Source organism: Phocaeicola sp. ICN-14070 (assembly GCF_037892625.1).
Taxonomy (GTDB): Bacteria; Bacteroidota; Bacteroidia; order Bacteroidales; family Bacteroidaceae; genus Phocaeicola; species Phocaeicola plebeius.
The window spans coordinates 50,031-70,286 of the sequence record NZ_JBBKBF010000013.1 but is presented as its reverse complement, the minus strand read 5'-3'; the positions used below and the strand labels follow the sequence as shown (position 1 = coordinate 70,286).

General features: G+C 48.6%; 13 protein-coding genes and 2 pseudogenes. 5 read left to right on the top strand and 10 right to left on the bottom strand.

The genetic code is table 11. From position 1 onward, the window contains the following. Positions 1-113 precede the first annotated feature (113 nt). The 4 genes from WKT20_RS06065 to WKT20_RS06050 form a co-directional block, all read right to left on the bottom strand. Positions 114-1,085, bottom strand: coding sequence for a hypothetical protein (locus WKT20_RS06065; protein WP_118441631.1), 972 nt, complete (start codon positions 1,083-1,085; stop codon positions 114-116). Positions 1,086-1,210: 125 nt separating this feature from the next. Beyond that, positions 1,211-2,041 carry an RloB family protein gene (locus tag WKT20_RS06060; protein ID WP_340417033.1) on the bottom strand — a complete coding sequence of 277 codons (831 nt, stop codon included), beginning with the start codon at positions 2,039-2,041 and terminating at the stop codon, positions 1,211-1,213. After that, a complete protein-coding gene (locus tag WKT20_RS06055; RefSeq protein WP_340417032.1) occupies positions 2,031-3,350 on the bottom strand; it encodes an AAA family ATPase in 1,320 nt (439 codons plus the stop codon). Before WKT20_RS06055 ends, WKT20_RS06060 begins: the two co-directional genes overlap by 11 nt. Positions 3,351-3,763: 413 nt before the next feature. Beyond that, a complete protein-coding gene (locus WKT20_RS06050; protein ID WP_340417031.1) occupies positions 3,764-4,471 on the bottom strand; it encodes a hypothetical protein in 708 nt (235 codons plus the stop codon). A 587-nt stretch (positions 4,472-5,058) separates the two neighbouring features. On the opposite strand from WKT20_RS06050, the gene WKT20_RS06045 reads away from it, so the two are divergent. Then, the gene (locus tag WKT20_RS06045) at positions 5,059-5,892 is read left to right on the top strand and encodes a DUF3828 domain-containing protein (protein ID WP_118165169.1); all 834 of its coding nucleotides are present in this window, start codon (positions 5,059-5,061) and stop codon (positions 5,890-5,892) included. A 12-nt stretch (positions 5,893-5,904) separates the two neighbouring features. Here the strand turns inward: WKT20_RS06045 and WKT20_RS06040 are convergent, their stop codons facing one another. After that, positions 5,905-6,480 carry a Crp/Fnr family transcriptional regulator gene (locus WKT20_RS06040; RefSeq protein WP_340417030.1) on the bottom strand — a complete coding sequence of 192 codons (576 nt, stop codon included), beginning with the start codon at positions 6,478-6,480 and terminating at the stop codon, positions 5,905-5,907. A gap of 39 nt (positions 6,481-6,519) precedes the next feature. Next, entirely contained in the window at positions 6,520-7,863 is a 1,344-nt protein-coding gene (locus tag WKT20_RS06035) for an MATE family efflux transporter (protein ID WP_340417036.1), read from the bottom strand. Positions 7,864-7,874: 11 nt separating this feature from the next. Between WKT20_RS06035 and WKT20_RS06030 the strand changes: the two are divergent. From WKT20_RS06030 to WKT20_RS06015, 4 genes and pseudogenes are all read left to right on the top strand, one after another. Continuing rightward, positions 7,875-8,480 (top strand): annotated as a pseudogene (locus WKT20_RS06030) (efflux RND transporter periplasmic adaptor subunit); the annotation flags it as partial. Between the two features lie 42 nt (positions 8,481-8,522). Continuing rightward, a pseudogene (locus WKT20_RS06025) lies at positions 8,523-9,493 on the top strand (efflux RND transporter permease subunit); the annotation flags it as partial. Between the two features lie 59 nt (positions 9,494-9,552). Further along, a complete protein-coding gene (locus WKT20_RS06020; protein ID WP_340417029.1) occupies positions 9,553-10,140 on the top strand; it encodes a LytTR family transcriptional regulator DNA-binding domain-containing protein in 588 nt (195 codons plus the stop codon). A 272-nt stretch (positions 10,141-10,412) separates the two neighbouring features. Next, positions 10,413-11,783, top strand: coding sequence for an MATE family efflux transporter (locus WKT20_RS06015; protein ID WP_278453849.1), 1,371 nt, complete (start codon positions 10,413-10,415; stop codon positions 11,781-11,783). Here the strand turns inward: WKT20_RS06015 and WKT20_RS06010 are convergent. The 4 genes from WKT20_RS06010 to WKT20_RS05995 all read right to left on the bottom strand — a co-directional run bounded on the left by WKT20_RS06010 (position 11,773) and on the right by WKT20_RS05995 (position 20,217). Further along, complete coding sequence (locus tag WKT20_RS06010) at positions 11,773-12,501, bottom strand: SDR family NAD(P)-dependent oxidoreductase (RefSeq protein ID WP_340417035.1); 729 nt, start codon at positions 12,499-12,501, stop codon at positions 11,773-11,775. The two genes, WKT20_RS06015 and WKT20_RS06010, sit on opposite strands and share 11 nt — an antisense overlap. 14 nt (positions 12,502-12,515) lie before the next feature. Then, positions 12,516-16,763: a DEAD/DEAH box helicase gene (locus tag WKT20_RS06005; protein WP_340417028.1), complete on the bottom strand. Its 4,248-nt coding sequence runs from the start codon at positions 16,761-16,763 to the stop codon at positions 12,516-12,518. A gap of 24 nt (positions 16,764-16,787) precedes the next feature. Beyond that, the gene (locus WKT20_RS06000) at positions 16,788-17,600 is read right to left on the bottom strand and encodes a hypothetical protein (RefSeq protein ID WP_118165174.1); all 813 of its coding nucleotides are present in this window, start codon (positions 17,598-17,600) and stop codon (positions 16,788-16,790) included. A 76-nt stretch (positions 17,601-17,676) separates the two neighbouring features. After that, positions 17,677-20,217 carry a heavy metal translocating P-type ATPase gene (locus WKT20_RS05995; RefSeq protein ID WP_340417027.1) on the bottom strand — a complete coding sequence of 847 codons (2,541 nt, stop codon included), beginning with the start codon at positions 20,215-20,217 and terminating at the stop codon, positions 17,677-17,679. Positions 20,218-20,256: the final 39 nt, after the last annotated feature.

Below are 20,256 nucleotides of genomic sequence, written 5' to 3'. Positions count from 1 at the left end.
GTAGGTTTAGGGAACATGCGTGTCAAGGCGGAAAATAGAATGGTTACCTTCTAGCAACAATAGAAGTGATAATTGCTGCCAACAATAAGAATGTGGCAGCAAATCACGATTGATTACATTCCCTTTAATAATTTATATACTTTCTTGTATACTTTCTTTTCTTTGTCCTCTTCACATAGAAAATCTACCAATCTTTGACAATCTAGTTCCTGAACATTACGTTTGAGAAATTCTAACACTGTATCTTTCGCTAATTCATAGCTGTAGGACTGTATTTTAGGGGCATGCGTAAAGAAATCAAAAGCTAATGGAGATTCTTTCCAGTTTTGGTGAAACAACCCGCTCCATATCTTTTTTAATTGTTCCAAGAGAACCGTATTCTTTTCAGATGGGTATATGACATCGTATTCTTTTATAAAACGAGCTAGTGACAAGAAAGCAGTTTCAAAGGTGAAAAAAGACTCCAAAGTCATATTATCCTCCTCGGAATCAGTATAATCAATTTTCTTTATCCTGTCAAACAGTATAGAATCTCCTTGATGATTTCCTATTGTAAAATACATATCAAATGATATATAGTTGTCATCTACCTCATTTATATGTTTCCAATCTATTGATTTAATGTCATTACATACTTCCAATAAATCATTAAAAGTGTAAGGAGGGGTCAGCTGTTTGATTGCTTTCTTAAACCTGTTCATTACACTTTTAGGTGTGCTTGATAAAACAGGGAGATCGATATGTTCATATTCAGAAGGTAGCACGCTTCCGGCTTTCCAATGATTAAATTCATCAGAATTGGATTTCAATAATTGGGATATAAAATTCTTTTCATCAGGAGCCAAACTTCTATAATCTTCAACTCCATGAGTAAAATAGGCTGGCTTGCGATTTATCTTTTTTCCTTTCGTTGTACAATAGATGCGATAAACGATGAGCGAATAAACATAGTCTCCTTTCAAACTACTTTTTTCTTGCACTTCTGTATGGAATGTTTCATAAAAAATATCGTGAACAGCTAATATGTAGGCATAACAATTTTCGATTATAATCCAATCGCCGACAGATAAATCACAATGTTTCATACCTAAAAGATTTAAATGGAACTATTACCTTTGCAAAGGTAAAAAAAATCGTAATAACACGCTTAATATAGGCAAATTATTACGATTTTCCTTATTATCGTTATTATTCGTTGGGCTTTAAAATCTTACCTCTTCATCTTTTCACGCCATGCCTGTTTCCTTTGAATAAACTCATTGTATTCATTGGCGGTACGGTTCATCGTGTCGATGAGATACTGAGCCATTTCGTGCATCTGTGTAGCATACAGCAAAGGGATGCGCTGTTCGTCCTCGGCATAATGTTCCCGGCTGTGTGCGATGCCTTCAGCCATTTGCTCGAATGCCCGCAGCGGATTCAGTCCACCGGGAACAAGCATATTTCCCAAATGTTTCATCTCTTGGCTACGCTTGGTTATATCGAATGTTTTGAGACTTGCCAAATCGGTTTCTGGGTCATTCTTAAAGCAGTAGTAAAGCCAGATTTCGAAGCAGGGATTGCTGACAATCCATTGTGCTGCTTCCTGATCATCAGATTCGTTGCTTATCTTGACAAGCTGGTCGTAGAACTCATCCACATCACTCAGCAGGAATACCTTATCCATATCGTCCAGCTGATAATGCTGGTTGGCAAGTGCAACTTCTCCTGACTGCCGGATGGCAGACCATATCGCTTGCATCTGGTAAGGTTGCAGCCCTTGTCCCTCCTTGGAAACAAAAGCCACTCTCAGCGAACGGAGTTCCTTTTGACGGATCAGTTCACGCAGGAAATCCTTTTCCTTACGTTCACCGCCTGAGATGACACAGACAATGCTATAGGAAAGCGTACCATCTGTCTTTTCATACCCTTTTAAAGTACGAACAGGCATCGCTCCGGCTTCACTTGGCTGAGCCGGTACTTCGGCCACCGATGGCGACTGAGGTTGAAGATCCAGTTCCCTTGTCCTTCTTCCGTAAGTGAGTTTCCGATCAGTTGGCATAGTCCTTCAGCAAATTAACAAACCGTATGGCTCCGTAGCGTCCTTCGTTATACCCTCGGAAGGGAGAAATGGTGTGGTGCTCCTTGAAATCATTGTGCGAATAGAGCACTGAAGCTCCTTCACGCTTATCCACAAACCAGATTTCATCCGAGCGGAGAATGTCGCGCTCATCGAGCAACTGGTTGTCATGAGTGGTAAAGATGAGCTGGCCGTTGGTGTCGGCTGTCTTTGCAAAGTATTCCACAATGCCTTTTACCATAGTGGGACTCAGGCAGCAGTTGATTTCATCTACCACTACCGTCTTGCCCTGCTTGCAGGCATAGTAGAGTGCCGGAAGCAGCGTCAAGGCACGCAGCGTTCCGTCCGACTGCATGCTGGTGTCCAGACTGCCCACAAATCCACCCTTGCCGATGTTGTCGAATATCAGCTGATAGACCTTGCGCACCCCATTTTCTACATTGATGGACAGTACCGGAGTGGTGTTGGCATTCAGCGAAAGCGATTTCACCTTATCCAAATCACCCGGCAGGTTTTGGGCGATGGCGATGTGCTGTTTAGCCCAACTGTCGAAATCCGTTTCCTGCAAGGTCATGTCGTTGACACCCACTTCCAGGCTGCTGACCAACTGACGGACAAACTCCATCATGGGTTGATTGTCGCGCAGTAAATCGATCAAGGTCGGCAGAAAAGTGTGTACACCGATGATTTCCAGCTGTCCGTTGAACCATTGAGCAGCCAATGCACAACGGGCGTCCGCAATAATCGGGAACTCCCGGTTCAGTGCCATCAACGATGCGAGCGGATTCTTTTCCAGCATTTTCCGGGTAGCTTCTGCAATGGCATCATCCGCTGCTTGCGCAAATTCCACCTCCTCCTGCTTGCGCTCGTATATCAAATCTAACTTTCCTTCCTTCGGGAACGACTCATACAACCCTTCCTTGGCTACAAAGGTTTCGGTCAGTTCCACTTCGTAAAAGAAGAAATGCTGCTGTATCTCAAATTCCACAGCCAATGAAATAGGCTCTTTGCCTGCATCTTTCTTCAGCAGATAGAAGAACTTGCCAAGTTCCAAGTTCTTGGCAAAGTCCTTGTTCAACGCAAAGGCACGCAGAAATTCCATGGCTTTGACCACGTTGGACTTTCCGGCACCGTTGGAGCCGTAGATGGCTGCCTGCTTCAGCAGAGGTACATCACAAAGGTCTGTATAGACATGCCCAGCCAGCTGGGTACGTTTCATGTTCGGAAACATATCGAACTGAGCTTCGTCATCGAACGAAAGAAAGTTCTTCAAAATCAGGCGGAGTATCATAGTGCTTCTATTTAATGAGGATGCTGACTTGTTGTTTATTTGTATAAAGGGCAAAGCCTTGTCACTTGCAAAGATAATCATATTTTTCGTAGGGTGAAATTTTCACGTGAATTATTCACTTCAAAATGTCTGTTTTCCGTTTTGTAAATGCAAGAATGCTGTAAAAGAGTTTTTTGCAGTGAAAAGAAAAATAAAGCCGTTGGCTGAAACAACACCGTCTGGAAAAACAGTTTAGTTTACGTGGGTTAGCTTTATATATGCGCTAACCTAAAGTAAAGTATTTATGTCTATCGAAAAATGCAGTTGTATTGCCACAAGAAAAACGGGAAGAGCTACATTTCGACTTCTTCCCGCTATGCACCGCATGATAGGTACTGAGCCTTGGAGAATCATTTTTTCTTTTCACTGCAAAATCACAGAATGTTTTCGTCAATCTCAATGACATGCCTTCCGGTCGTGGTGCGTAGGTTCTTCCGCACTGTAGCGAATGAAGTATTGCTGAACCATTCGTTAAAGGTGGCAATGACAAATCTGGCAGTAAGGTCGCCACTGATATTGTACTGGAACGCGATGTTCCAGGCAAAATTTTTGAGTGCAATCTGCGTAACGTTCATCCGCCTTTTGATGTGCACCTCTGTTTGATTCAATACCTGCTGATTGGTCACAAAGTAGCGTACACACTCACAGATCTGGAAGATTTCTGTTTCATCGAAGTCCAGCCGCTTAAACGTATCACGGGTGTATTTAAGGATAGCTGCCAGCTTCAGGTCATTCTCTTTTTCCTTTTGGAGCAAGTAGGATTGTTGTTCCAATTGAAATTCGTGATGGAACAGTTCCATGCGTTTCTTCTGTACTTCAGCTTTACCCAATGGATGTTCGGACTGCTCGCTTTCTGTAGAAAGATTGGCTACACTTCCTTTAGAAGTTGCATGCCGATGAATCCAAGAAGTTCCTTTGCGATAGAAAAACTTCAATAGGATATAGACTACAAGTAGGGTGATCGGTATGATGTATGTCATCATGCCTGGCACTTCTCTCAGCAGCAAAGTTAGCATGGAGGTTGTAAGTATGATGAGAGCTTCAATAATCGCTGGTAGGATGCTGTATTTATTCTGCTTCATATTTATCGTTGTTTATCATTCAGCGCAAAAATACGAAGCAAATCCATAACTATCGAAAGACAAATAGTAGTGCCATCAGCGCCATTCAATCGGAATGGAGAGTGTCATGAAAACAAAATATGAACAAGTGAAATCAATGCCGAATCAGTGTAAACAAATGAAAGATAAAAGACAAATAGTTAAATATCTATAAACTTACAGTAAGGTATAGTTCTGCAGGTATCTTCATGGGCAAATAAATTCCCTCAAATTCTCTTTTGCAAGGCTTGAAAAACACCCTTCATAAAATTACCATATTTGTACCATGGTATAGTAAAGTATGTGATTATCAGATGTGTTTATTTTTGAGGAGGTCAAATAACTTGTAACAAATAGATAACAGAAATTCCGTATAATCCGAAAGGGTTATACGGAATTTTTTTTCTTGATACTTAGCATGTATTGGCTGAAATTGGCAAATAAAAAAGTATGGTTTTCATGTTTTGTGGGGGGACTTTTGTATATTTGTGCAGATTAGTTTGAAGGAATCGCGAATAAGAATGTTTCCAGCTGTACAATCTGGAGATTTAGCCTAATTATATTATACCATGAAAAGAAGGTTTATATTTATATCTGTTTTGTTGTTTTGTTTTAGTACTGTCTGCTCCGGTGCATGCATAGATGAAATTAAAACGTTCTATGCGAGCTATATGACGAATATTTTAAATGTGGATTCAACCAATGAAGCACTATGCAGGAAGTATTTAACTGAAGAATTGGCTGCTAAACTTCAAAGAATGCGTAATGCCACGGGAGGAGATCCGATTATACGGGCGCAGGATATGAATTCAGATGCAATTAAGACATTAAATGTAAGAGAAATTGCAGACGATTGGTATATGGTAAGCTATCTTTGGAATGAAAAAGATAGTGCTAGTCTGGTGGAGATTCCATTAAAAGTGGGGTGTGTGAATGAAAAATGTAAGATAGTATATATTACCCCTATTGAAAATGGTAGTCAATATGGAAATGAGTGGTTGACCGGTTTTGAAAATACAGCTTCATATAAAATAGATAGTTCGTCGGGAGAATCATTGGTCGAAAGTTTTTATAAACTTTACGTGGCTACCTATTGCAGCATGTGTAGCGATTTGAATTCCAAGTTGCAGTCTTTTCGCTTGTCTCATCTGTCTCACACAGCTTTAGAACAATTCAAGAAGGTAGAATTAGAAAATCTACAGGATGGTTTCGGGGGCTATGACCTTTTGATTACGAATTTTGATTTCGACAGTATGTGGTTTTACAGTCTGAAGGTTGTTCCGTTGGAGCCTGATAATTATCAGGTTACTTATCAGGCCGGGAAGTATACGCATCAAATAAATATTCAAGTTGCATACCGGGACGGTAGATATTGGATTAATGCCATCACTGGAGTTCGATAAGTATTCATACCGTTATTTCTTCTTGCTCAGTTCTGCCCGTATACGACTGAGCGACTGAGGTGTGATAAACAAATAAGAAGCGATGTGCTTCAGCGGTACGTGCTGCAATAATTCCGGATTTTGCTCCAGGAGTGTCAGGTAACGCTGTTTGGCTTGTGCAGCACCTCCGTTTATCATCCAGTTTTCCATGTCCAGAAACTGGCGTTCAAAGATGACTCTTCCGATGTTGGCGAACAAGACGGAAGAAGAGAAAAAAGTCTCCAGTTTGCTTTTAGAAATACGATAGACACGGCTGTCGCTCATGGCTTCGATGGAAACCAGAGAAGGAAGTCCGGCCACATATCCCCAGGAGGAAAAGATACTGTCACCTTGAAAGGCAAACCAGAGCGAAATGTCCACTCCGTCGCGCAGATAATGTCCTCTCCAGATGCCGTCGGTTACTAGATAGAAGGAAGAGTTACGCTCTCCCTCCCGTACGATATGTCCCCCTTTCCGGTAGGTTAGCAGTTCCATCTGTTCCAGCAGCTTTTCGGCTTCCGGCTGTGCCAGTCCGTATTTTTCACGAAGTATCTCAATAAAAGCTTTCATTCCTTTTTGCGTTTATGCAGGCACAAAGGTAATAAATCTTTAGCTTCGTTTTCTGCGACAATAGATGGTAATGACAAAAAGAAAGGTCAGCAGTTCGGAAACGGGGACAGCCAGCCAGATTCCCGGTACTCCCCACAGGATGGGCATCAGCCAGAAACAGAACAGGATGAGGATAAAACCACGCAGCAGGGTGATGGCCATGGCCGGACGGTCGCGTTCCACACTCTGGAAATAGCCGATGGATACAATGTTGATGCCGAAGCACACGAAGCCGGAAGCAAACAGGGGAAGTCCTTTGACGGCCAGGTCGTGTGCCGGATAGGAACTGTCGATAAACCACGAGGTGATTTGAGCGGAGAACAGGGTTGTAACGGCAAATACCACGACACCGCAGGAGATGGCGGTCAGCAGGGCCAGGCGAAAGGCTGCCCGTACGCGCTCCGGATTTCCGGCACCGAAGTTGTAGCTGAGAATGGGCTGTGCCGACTGGGCAATGGCATTGTATACCATAAAAATGATGGGGAAGAAGTAGCAGGCGATGCTGTAGGCAGCTACTCCGTCTTCACCCAGGTAGTGAATGAATACGTAGTTGCCGGTAAACATCATAGTGGCAATGGCTGCTTCACAGAGGAAACTGGACAATCCCAGTTTGCACATATAGCCCGTGTTGCGGAGGGTGAGACGCAGACTCTTGGATGATAATTTCACTTTGCACAAGTGCAGTACCCGGTGCGGCTGCATCAGGTAAATCAGAATCATCAGGGCACCTACGATGTATCCCAGGCTGGTAGCTAAGGCCGCACCGAACATTCCCCATTTGAAAACGAAAATAAACAGATAGTCCAGTCCAATATTCAGCAGGGCCGGTATGATGTTGCACACCATGGCATAATTGGGCGAGCCGTCCAGTCGCACGAAGAACATGCCGGAACTCAGCAGGGCACTGAAGACCAGGAAGGGGACAAACCAGTGCATGTATTCCGTGGCGAGAGGCAGCAGACGGGGAGAGCTTCCCAGCAGCAAGGCAATTTTCTCCACGTTGCAGAGGATGACTGCGGCGTAGGCGATGAGCAATAAGGAGGAAACCACTACTGCTTGCGTAATATTGATGCGGGCGACCTTTACCTTTCCTTGCGACAGGTGAATGGAGGCTACAACCGATGCACCGATACCGAACATCAGCGCCACTCCCGTATTGATGAGAAAAAGCGGAGCCGTAATGTTGACGGCAGCCAGGGCGTCACTGCCGATACCTTTTCCCACAAAAATGCCGTCGGTAATGATGAAGATGGCCGAGAAAACCATTCCCAGCACCGTAGGGATAAGTAATTCCCGTGAAAGGGGACGATGGGGCCTGCTATCTTTGTGGCGTAGAATGATAATATTGTAGAAGAATGAAAACAGAGATTTTATTTCTTGCAGGGATGTGCTTGTGCGCATGCAGCCGTACGCCACAGGAACAGACTTCTTTTCCCAGCGTGAAGGTGGTTCATGCCGAAGTCATGGAGGCTCCCTCTTCACGGTGCTATACGTTTATTTCGCAGCCTTACCGCTTGTCTGAATTATCTTTTCGGGTGGGAGGACTTGTGCATGCATTTGATGTGCAGCAGGGACAGTTTTTTCGGAAGGGACAACTGATTGCGGCCATTGATGAACGTGATTTTGTCATCCAGAAGCAGCGCACGGAGGCATTGTATCGTCAGGCGGAGGTTGATTATGCCCGTATATCCAGCTTATATGCCAAAGATAACATCTCCGGCATGAATTATGAGCAGGCAAAGGCAAACTATGAACGCACCAAAGCGGATTATGAAGCGGCAGTCAACGCGTGGGAAGACAGCCGTCTGTATGCGCCTTTCGACGGTTATGTGCAGCAGGCGCATATCGAGCGCTACCAGGATGTGAAACCGTCGGTTCCGGTGGTGACGTTTATCGACCTTTCACGCATCAAGGTAGAAGCCTACGTGCCCGAGGATATGGCGTTGCAGATGCGGAAAAAAGATTCTGTGGCGTGTGTGGTCCGCTTCAATGCACTTCCTGACAGGGAATTTGTGCGTCGTCCGCGTCCGGATGAGCTGAAGGGCGAATTGTTCAGCGGCCGTGCATACGACCTGTTCCGGCAGGCATTGAGATGGACCATACAGAGACGCTATGTGGTTTTAGGAGCGATGGTGCTGTTGCTGGTCATTGCCGGATGGGGATTCCGCTTTATTCCGCAGCAGTTTATGCCCTTGCTCAACAAGCAGTATTTTTCGGTCGACGTCTGGTTACCCGAGGGTACACGTATAGAAGAAAGTGACCGTCAGATGACGGAGATGACAGCCTATCTGAATTCTTTGGAAGGAGTGAAAAAGGTGTCGTCGTTTGTCGGGCAGACGCCGCCCCGTTATTACCTGGCCAATGCGGCTTATGGTCCGCAGCCTAATTATGCGCAATGCCTGGTAGAAGCTGACACGCCGGAGAAGTCACGTGAGCTTCAGGCTATGTTGTACGACCGTTTGCCAGCTATGTTTCCGGTGTGAACAGTTTCGAGATAAACTCCATTCCGCAGGCCTTGATTGAGGCACGCTTCTGCGGAGATGATCCGGAGGTACTCGATTCTTTGACCAACCTGGCACTTATCATGCTGCTGGTCATTCTGGTCATGCTGTTTGGCAACTTTCGTCAGCCCTTGATTATTTTCCTCATTCTACCCTTGTCTTTGATAGGGATGGTCTTTGGTCTGTGGGTCACCGGATTTCAGTTTGGCTTTTTCTGTATTGCAGGCTGGCTGGGATTGCTGGGAATGATTATCAAGAATGTGATTGTGCTGCTCGACGAGGTAAATATTCAGCAGAAGGCCGGTGTGGAGCCTTATACGGCTGTGATAGAGGCCACGGTTTCCAGAGCCCGTCCGGTATTGATGGCGGCCCTGACCACGGTGTTCGGACTTTCCTTTGCCACCCTTCTGACACTGTTTGTCACTCCGGCCTTGTACACGGTTTTCTATAAAATATCCAAACGGGGTGAATAAAAAGAAGAAATGTGTGGCCCAATAAAAAAATGTTTCTCTAATTTTATAACTATATTGAGATGAATAGAAGAATGATGATGTGCTGCATGCTGGGACTGGAGCTGGGAGTCCATGCCCAGGAGAGTGTATTCTTGCAGCAGTATCGTGAAAAGGTGAAGGCCTATTTTCTTCCTTCGCTGAGCGGAAATGCCAATGCCAGTTACACGGGTAACCCGCTGGAACTCTACAGGGTACTTCCGTCCATAGAAACTCCGCTGTATTTTCAGGGGCGTGACACCAAGTATGGGGCTTCCGTGACTTTGTTGCAGCCGGTCTACTCGGGAGGGGCACTGAAAGCCGGACTGGAGAAATCCCGAAAGGAAAAGGAGAGTGCCTTGTACGAAGAAAAGCGGGTGACGAACGACGTGCTGTATCAGGCAGACCAGTATTACTGGAATAAGGTGGCCAAGGCGGCAACGAGTGAGCAGCTGGACGGGCGTGTCTTTTTCCGGGTGAACCGCCAGTTTATCCTCTCGGCCGATTCCATACGCAATATTCAGCACTACTTCAACGGAAAGGCCGTGGTGAGTGTATGGCCGGCGTATGATGGTACGATACAAATTAGCCGTGAACGGATGGCTCTTTTGAAAATGTGGTTAAATAGCTGATTCTTTGTGTTTTATAAATCTGTTGGGATAGGTTGAAAAAACACCTTTGCGTTTGATTCAGAACGGCCTTGCGTTTGAAGTAAAACGTAAGGCCGTTTCAGATAAAATGTACTTGTGTTTGGTTTGAAACGCAAGTGCGTTTTCTTAGTGCTTGATTTAAGGCAAAAATATTGCTCGAATTACCTTATTTAACGGGATGATTTTCTTTCGTTTCGTGACTTTCGTGTACTTTTGCACGCTTATTAAGATTTTAAGGATAACGAGAGGAAATTATGGCACAGTCTAAAGAGATGACATCAGGGCCGAGTCTGCCGCTGATTCTGAATTTTACTTTTCCATTGTTGCTGGGCAACCTGCTCCAGCAGACGTATTCGCTGGTGGATGCGGCTATTGTCGGAAAGTTCTTGGGTATCAATGCGCTGGCTTCTGTTGGTGCCAGTACGTCGGTCGTCTTTTTGATTTTAGGGTTCTGCAACGGGTGTTGCGGAGGTTTCGGCATTCCGGTGGCACAGAAGTTCGGAGCTCGCGATTATGTGACGATGCGGCGCTATGTATCGGTCAGCCTGAAGCTGGCGGCGGTGATGTCGGTCGCGGTGGCCATTGTCACCAGTCTGCTTTGCGGATTTATCCTGCGTTCCATGCGCACACCGGAGAATATCTTTGAAGGGGCCTACCTCTATCTGCTGATTACCTTTATCGGTGTGCCGTGTACGTTCTTCTATAATTTGTTGTCCAGCATCATCCGTGCGCTGGGCGACAGCAAGACCCCGTTCTGGTTCCTGCTTTTCTCTACCATACTGAACATTGTGCTCGATTTGTTCTGCATCCTTACGCTGGGGTGGGGAGTGGCCGGAGCAGCCATTGCTACGGTCTTCTCTCAAGGGTTATCGGCCTTGCTGTGCTATATCTATATGTACCGCAAGTTTGACATCCTGAAAACCGAGCCTGCCGACCGTCGTTTCCGTGGCGACCTGGCCCGTCAGTTGCTGTACATCGGGGTACCGATGGGATTGCAGTTTTCCATTACGGCCATCGGCAGTATCATGCTGCAAAGTGCGAACAATGCGCTGGGTACGGCCTGTGTGGCAGCTTTCACGGCAGCCATGCGTATCAAGATGTTCGTGATGTGTCCGCTGGATAGCTTGGGAATGGCTATGGCGACGTATTCCGGACAGAATTACGGGGCCGGAAAGCCGGACCGCATCTGGATGGGTATCAAGTCGGCCACGCTGATGATGACCGTCTATGTCATAGCGATTGGTGCCCTGATGTGGGGACTGGCCGAAAAGTTTGCCCTGCTGTTCATCTCGCCGGATGAGACCGAGATTATCGACGATACGGCTTTGTTCCTGCACATCAACACTTCTTTCTTCTTCCTGCTGGGTATGCTCAGTATTCTTCGTTATTCCATTCAGGGAGCGGGCTATACACGACTGGCTATGTTCTCCGGTGTGTCGGAAATGGTGGCCCGTGTGCTGGTCAGTCTGATTGCGGTTCCGTTGTGGGGATTCTGGGGCGTGTGCTTCGGCGACCCGACAGCCTGGCTGTTTGCCAACCTGTTCCTGGTCCCGGCATTTATCTATGTGTACCGCCGTTTGCAACGGATTGTGGTGAAAGAAGGACGGGTGGTGGCTAATTCCTGACAGGCAGCCGCTTCCAGAGGAAAGGGGGTATCAGTCGCCAGAGAGCCACCAGTATGCGATAGCGCCAGTCAATCACGACAATGCGTTTCTTTTTCTCCAGGGCATGCACAATGTGGCGGGCCACTTTCTCCGTATGCATCAGCATGGGATAGTGTTTGCCGTCGTTCAGGAGTCCGGTGGCCACGAATCCCGGACGGATGTCTGTAAACCGGATGGGAAGTTTCTGGATGTGAGCCAGTTGCTCCAGCGCATCGATGTACGTGTTCTGGAAACGTTTGGTGGCAGAATAGGCCGGAGCAGCTCCCAGCCCTTTGGTTCCCGCGATGGAGCTGATGACCGCCAGGTGTCCTCCTTTCTGTTGGGCAAAGTAGCGGAAGGCGGCTGTCACCATGCGCACAAATCCGGTGCCGTTGGTCTCCAGAGTGCGGAGCTCGATTTCCGGTGCCAGCTGGTAGTTCTGGTGGCCGATGCCCGAGCAGTGCAGGTAGAGGTCCATGCCTCCCATTTCTTCAATCAGTTCCAGCAGGCGGTCGGTCGCATCCTCCTGACAGATGTCGATGGCCTGGATGTGGATACGCTCCGGAGCCAGTTGCTGTAGTTCTTTCAAATTCTCTTCACGTCGGCCTGCCAGTCCGAGTATCCATCCCTTCTGGAGCAGTTGCAAGGCCGTTTCTTTTCCGATACCGGAAGTAGCCCCTACGATGAGGGCACGCTGTATAGGTTTCTTATTCATCAGTTGGTACGTATTTCATAAAGGAATTCCTGCGAAAGAGGAACTCCTTCGGTGGGTTCACAATGGATTTTTCCGAAAAGAGGCATCTGCGGCTGGAGCGGTTTCAGCTCTGCCGACAGGTGGTTGCAGAATGCCGTGTAGGAATGGTTGTGCATGCAGGGCCCCGCATCGTCACGGTACACCAGTACGTAATGGTTCAGGGGGCGGGCATGCACCAATTGGTTGATTTGCAAAGCTAGGTTGCGTGCCTCCCGCGGAGAAATACGGTCGAACAGGCTGGAGAGGTTGAAAATCACCAGTTCGGTCAGTACGGCATGGGCTTGCCAGAAGGCAGCAGGCACGGCACTCAGGCGGGGATACCAGTTTGCCTGAATGTGCTTGTAGGCTGGTGAACGGAAAAAGGCTTCGGCCGTTTCTCCCATTTCCTGCATGGGATAGATGCCCGTGTAGGTCAGGGCCAGATGGGGAAGGGAACGGCATACATCGGCAAAAGCCAGTCCCGAAGCTCCGGCTTCACACGAGAGATCGCAGAACACCACGCGCCCTGATACCTTACGGATGAGGTCGTGCAGCCAGTTGCCGCTTCCGGTAAAGAGAGCCTGGGCGGCAGCATATTGTTTCCGCATGTACAAATAGTTGTATACTTGGCAGAAGTCAGATGGAGACATCTCTTCGGGCAGGGTGCGGAAGTCGCTCCGACCGTAGGCAGTGGCTTCACGGTAGTAAGTTTCGCTTTCTTCCAGCTGTGCCGGTGGGGCTATCAATTCCGGGAATACCTGCTTGAAATGCGCTGGTAGGGAATAGGTACCGTCTGCCACTTCCCAGTTCTTCTGGTACGAAGGCAGGGTGAAGTCTCCCCGGCAGAACGAGAGGGCATCCGTTTCCAGGTATCCGTTGTGCAGGCGGATGTACTCCATCAGCTTGTAGAAGGTGATGTTGGCCCCGAGGATATGAGGATTGCCCGTCAGCAGCAGTTGCTTGCGGGCGCGGGTCAGTGCCACATTCAGCTTGCGGTCAATCAGGAAATTGCCTTCCTGAAACGTATTGGCCGTAAGGAAGTTGAGCTGGCTGAAATTCTGTATGGTAAACGAATAGATGATAATGTCGCGCTGGCTGCCCTGGTAGCGTTCCACCGTGTCGATGGAGATGTCCTGCAAAGCAGGCAGCTGGAGGCGCGCAATCTCTTTTCGTATCATGGCAATCTGGTTGCGGTAGGGCACGATGACACCTACCGTCCGGTTCGGGTCGAAACGGGATTCCGTCAGACGGTAAATATGGCTTAACAGAGTGGCTACAATCTGGGCTTCGTTCGGGTTGGTCTTGTCCGAGCAGGTCAGGTGGTCTGGAGCTTCTGCGGGAATGAACACCATTCTGCGTTCCAGCAGCAACTGGTCGATGGCGTCCTGTGGAGTCAGTCCGGCTTCGTAAGGCGTTTCTTCCAGCTGATGAGGAAGAGGCACGCTCTCCAGTTGCTCCCGGTAGTAGAATGTCTGGTTCGGGAACTCGGCAATGGCCGGATGCATGCGTCCTTGCTTGTGAAGGATGCTGCGGCAGGTATCCGGACTCGATTTGTAAAGGCGTTCGAACAGCGAGTTGCGGCAATCTTCCAGCCCGATGTTCCGCAGCAGGAGGTCGGTCACGGCAGCTTCTTCCGCACTTTGCTGGGCAATGGCCGGCAACTGTTTGTAGTCGCCCACCAATACGAACTTGTCGATGGCGTTATGCTGCTGATGACGGGCAGACAGGATACCTATCAGGTCGGGTTCCAGAATCTGTGAAGCTTCATCGATGATGGCCAGCTGGAAATGTTTCAGCGTGAACAGGTTGAGGCGGTTATTGATGGCGGTCGTGGTACCCACAAAGATACGTGTGCGTGCCATTTTCTGCTGGATGTCGGTCAGTTTGGGACAGTCATCCAGACTGTATTTCAGCAGGTAAGGCACGAAACGCTTGTCGCACGACAACTCGTTGCCGATACGGATGAACGGGGTACGGTCGGCAATGCCGGAATCCGTGAGCATGGCACAGATTTCATCCACCGCCCGGTTGGTGTACGACAACAGCAGGATGGAGGTGTCCGGTTCGCTCAGGGCTTCTTCCACCATGAAACGCAGGGCACACGAGGTCTTTCCGGTACCCGGAGGTCCCACCAGCAGAAAGTAGTCTTTGGCCTGTTTCTCTTTCAGGATGAGTTCGTTGAAACGACCGTAATCGCCGTTCAGTTTGACATCCTCCAGTTGTGCAGGCGGACGTACGCCGAGCAGCAGTTCTTTCCGGTCGGCCTGTGCGGACAGAAAAGCATACAGTCCACGGAATCCGTTGTTGGCAGAAGTGTCCGAAAAATCGTGTTCTACGGCAAACACCTCTTCTTTGCCGCCGATGATGTCTTTATTTTGTTGTCCGTTGCGCAGCACTAAGGTCATGCGGTCCGGCCGCAACTCCAGAATGTTTCCCTTCATAAGAATCTGCTTTCTCATGTCCGGTTCTTCCTTATACGCATAGAGAATCACCATGTCGCCCGTACGGAAGTTGGGCAGGAAGTCTTCATCCTGTGCCGGAATGTGCAGTTCGATAAGGTCGTATCCTTTGCCGGGGCCGCTGCTTTGCTTCTCCTGGATGGTCAGTCCGGTCAGGATATTGCCCGCCTCCAGTTTCTCGTGTAGTGGGATGTGCCAGTTGCCGGCAAATCCGTGAGACGCATCGTTGCTTCCTCCGGTCTTGCTGAGAATCTGTTCCTTTGATACGAACGTGAAAAAGCGGTTGAAGTAAGCCCGTTCCAGCGGCGTACAGCGTTTCAGGGTATTGATGGCCGTCTGCAGTTGCGGTTCCTGGTAGTCGTTCCACAGCTTTCCGCCAATCTGCAGTTCGTTCAGCAAATCGGTGCTCAGTGAGTCTACAATTTCTCCGATGGCTCCGTCGCCCAGTCGCATCTCGTTGTATACGATGAAATTGCGGAGCTTGATGCTCTCCCGGAACAGGTTCTCGGCAAAGTGTTCTATCAGCAATCCGTCAGCATACTTGGAATAGAGCAGGAAGGTCTGCATGTGGGCGGTTTCCTGTCCAAAATTGTACATTAGTACGCCTTGGTAGAGCATCATCTGAATGAAATGGTCTTCCTTATGGCGGCGATGGTATTCGTCGCGCTTTCCGGCCTTCTGTTCGATGAGTACCTGGAAGTCTTTCTGCATCATGTCCACACGTCCCTGCAATCCTAATTTCTCACAAATGAAGGAGGCTTCGAGCAGGGTATTCTTCTTGTTGAAGTTCCGTATGTTATGAGGCAGCACGTCGTGAACAAACGAGCGGATGTTCATCATCTGCGCCTGTGCCTGTGCGTGAAAGTCGGCAGGAAGGGAGCAGGTACAGAAATCGAGGGCCGAAGCGGCAAAGAATTTCTTGATGGTGCGGGGGTAGCTCACCGGCTCCTGCGGCTGCTCGTTGATGTAGTCATCGAGAAACTGGCTGGCCAGGTTACCCATCAGGATGGGGGCCGTATTGGCTCTCGGCTTGATTTTGTTCATGAAATAGTTGAGCGGGTGGTGCCCGTATTCTCGAAAGCAGGCAGCCAGCGAACTGATGTCAATCAGGTAATCGGGGTGAATCACAATAAGGTTGGGAATGTAGTGATTCTCCTCGTCCACACGTACATCGAGCAAGTTCAGCGGCAGGTTTTCTGAAAGCAGGTCTTTCAGGTAGAGCAGGTCGCTGTCATATCCTCCTTTGGCATAGTTGATGATGATGAACGGGTCGGTTTCGCTGTCGGTCGCCGCAAAAATCTGCGTGTCGTTCCAACTGGTCACCGAAGCCCGTACGTACGGGATGTGCGACAGGCGTGTACCCTGATACGGACGGTTGGAGTGGGGAATTTCCGGAAGAATGGAAGCCGGAATGTCTTCTTCAAAACCCAGTGAGACAAAGCGCACCAGTGCCCGCAGGTCGTAAAGGTATTCCTGCATGTCGGCCTGAAAACGGTCGCCCATAGCTGCGTTACAGTTACGGCGCATGGTCTGGATGGCATAGCGGTCGGAGGGAGTCATTTTCTTCTCCTTGCAGATGTAATCCAGACGGGAAAACAGGTTGGCGAACGAGAGCGTGACACCAGTGGTCAGTTCATAACAAGCCTGCTCCAGCACTTTGTGGAGCAGGATATACTTAGCTTGTAAATTGTCGGGGGCAGCCGTCGGCTGATGATGAATCCGTTCGATACGGTTGAACAAATCGAAGGATTGAAGTTCGATACGAGACATGTGCAAAAAAGTGTCAGGAGAAAGTTAAGGCAGTTTGGTCAGGTGATAGATACAATAAGCCTTAGTGAGTCCGCTGAATTCTCCTTTGTATTGTGCAGTCACATCTTCTTTAATCAAGCTGACAGTAGTCGTTTCTTCTTGTCCGGTTGTAGTCTGAACGGAAGATGCCTCGTCCTCGAATAACATGAATGTGTAGGTCTTTTTGGTACTTCCTGCCATTTCAGCTTCGATTTGCTGATAAGGTTCACCGGTATCTTCAGCATATTTCAAGGTACGTTCAAAAATACCAATCTGATAATTCCCAGTGTTGTTAGGGAAGATTTTCAGGTCGCCGTAAGTCAGGGAAGCGTCGGAATAAGTGAACAGCATACGTCCGCCGGGTTGTACCGGTGCATCTTCGGTGATTCGTGCAATCAGTTCGGCTTCTTCCCCTTTGGTCAGTTCGTCTCCTTCTACAGTGGCACTGATACTGTCTACCCGGTAATTGCTTTGTGGGTTGTTGACAGAGATGGACAGGGTATAGCTGTTGCCTGAACGGTCGGCAATGAGGGTGGTGGTGGCTCCGATGCTGACCGGAATGAATGTCAGGGTATCGCCATCGTAGCGGTAGTCCACGATTTCCTCGTTTTCGTTTTTGATGGTATAATTTCCTTCTCCTCCTCGAATCAAGAATTTCTCGCCTTTACTGAACAGGTTGATTTCCAGTTTGCCGTCAGTAATTTGTTGATGGTCTGTGGCACTGATCAGGTAAATAGGTCCATGATCATCCTTGCATGCCATAAAGGAAAGAATGACTACAATCAGAAGTATTCCATGAAAAAAATGTGTTCGTTTCATAAGTCGTATATTTGAATTGTTGCTTCAAATATACGACTTTTTTTGAATTTGTGCGGGGTATGGGGTAAAAACAAGGTCAATCAGCTTTTTCTGTCAGGGAATAGTCTCCGGCTTTTTCATTAATCAGCTGTTGCAGTTCTGAAAGTGCAGGAACTTTCCCTTGGAAGGTAATGACGGCTTCCGGCGGAGTGAGTGTGACCTGAGCTGAGGCTCCTTCCCACATGTTCAGTACCTTCTCTACGCGGGTGCGGCAGTGGTCGCACATCATCCCCTGTACCAGGTAGGTCTTCCGGATTTCGGAAGCGGCTGGAGCTGTGGTTTCCGGTTGTGGGGTAGCTGTTTCCGCTGCGGGCACGGTGATTTCTTCAGTGGGTTGCACTTCCTCCTGTACGGTCACTGCGGTGTGTGCGAATTTCTTCCGTTTTAGTCGCAGACTGTTGCTTACCACGCTGACACTGCTCATGGCCATGGCGGCACCGGCTATCATCGGATTCAACAGGAAGCCGTTGATGGGGTACAGAATACCGGCAGCTACCGGAATACCTATCAGGTTGTAGATGAAGGCCCAGAAAAGGTTCTCTCGGATAGTGCGAACGGTGGCCTGAGAAAGGCGGATGGCATCGGTAATCTTGTTCAGGTCGGACGAAATGAGCGTCATTTTGGCCACGTCCATGGCAATGTCGCTTCCTTTTCCCATGGCAATGCTGAGGTCGGCCTGAGCCAGTGCCGCACTGTCATTGATACCGTCGCCCACCATGGCTACGATTTTGCCTTCCTTTTGCAAGTCCTTGATGAATTGGGCCTTCTGCTGCGGAAGCACTTCGGCCCGAAAATGGGTGATGCCGCATTGTGCTGCAATCCTTTGGGCCGTTTCCGGATTGTCACCGGTCAGCATATAAGTTGATATTCCCATCTCCTGCAATTGTCTGACAGCCTCTCTGGAGGTCTGCTTGATGCGGTCAGCAATGGCTACCAGTCCTAATGCCTGCTGTGAATCGGCCAGCCAGATGACGGTCTTGGCTTCCTGGCTTAGTCGGGCAGCTTCTTCCGTCAGGGCAGGGGATACGGTAAGATGGTGCGTCTCCAGCAGTCGGCGGTTGCCGGCATAATAATAGGTTCCGTTGATTTTGCCTCGTACTCCTAGTCCTGTCAGACTTTCAAATTCTTCCATGGGAAGTAGCTGGCGGGTCTGATACTGCACGATGGCTTGTGCCAGAGGGTGCTCGGAAGCGCTTTCCAAGGTAAAGAGCACATCGCCTAACGGAGATCGAAGAAGCGGGTCGGAGATGTCGGTCACCGTGGGGCGTCCTTCGGTCAGCGTGCCGGTTTTATCGAGTACAATGGCGTTCACCTTACGGGCTGTTTCCAGACTTTCCGCATCTTTAATCAGGATACCGTTTTCGGCCCCCTTTCCGATGCCGACCATGATGGCCGTCGGTGTGGCCAGTCCTAATGCACAGGGGCAGGCAATGATGGTGACGGTGACTGCGGCCAGCAAGCCATGGGTGAATCCGTTGGCATTGTCCAGCCATATCCAGGCTAAAAACGAAAGAACGGCAATGCTCAGGATGGTAGGCACGAAGATAGCCGCGATGCGGTCTACTAATTGCTGTACGGGGGCCTTGCTGCCTTGTGCATCTTGCACCATGCGGATGATATGTGCCAGAACGGTTTCACTTCCCACCTTATCGGCGATGAAACTGAAACTTCCTTTCTGGTTGATGGTGCCGGCATATACCTTGGCGCCGGGAGTCTTTTCGGTAGGAAGCGGTTCGCCGGTGAGCATGCTCTCGTCTACATAGGAACTGCCTTCATATACGGTTCCGTCCACGGCAATGCGGCTTCCCGGTTTGACAACCAGTCGTTGCCCCTGCTGTACTTGTTCCACGGGAATTTCTTTCAGCTGTCCTTCCGGAGTGAGTATGGTGACAGTGGCCGGCTGCAGTCCCATCAGTTTTTTGATGGCTTCCGACGTATTTCCTTTGGCTTTCTCTTCCAGTAACCGTCCGAGCAGGATAAAGGAGATAATGACGCTGGCCGCCTCGAAATAGACGTGAGGGTGAATGCCTCTGCTCAGCCAGAACTCCGGCCAGAACAGGTTGAACAGGCTGAATGTATAGGCAATGCCAGTACTCACGGCTACCAGCGTATCCATGTTGGAGGTGCGGTGCTTCAACTGTTTCCAGGCGTTGCGGTAGAAGTCTCTACCCAACCAGAATACCACAGGGGTGGAAAGAATCCACATCACGTAATTGGCGTACGTCCAGTCCATAAAGCACATGCCGATAATGGCTACGGGCATGGAAAGTATCAGCGAAAAGAGAGTACGCTGCTTCAGTTGACGGTACTTCCGGCTATGTGCATCTTCTGCTATTTTCTCTTTTTGAGCATTTGTTTCAATGACCAGGTCGTATCCGGCATTCTGAATGGCACCTTTTAATGTTTCGGGTGTACATTCCTGGGGGTTGTATTCTACAGTGGCCGTGGCGGCTGCATAATTCACCTGAGCATGATATACACCCGGTTGACGGTTCAGTGTCTTTTCCACCCGTGTGGCACAGGCGGCGCAACTCATGTCCAGCACTGGAAAGGTTTGTGTAGTTTTAGTAGTATTCATATTTTCTTTATTTAGAATGGGGCAAAATTACAACATTAT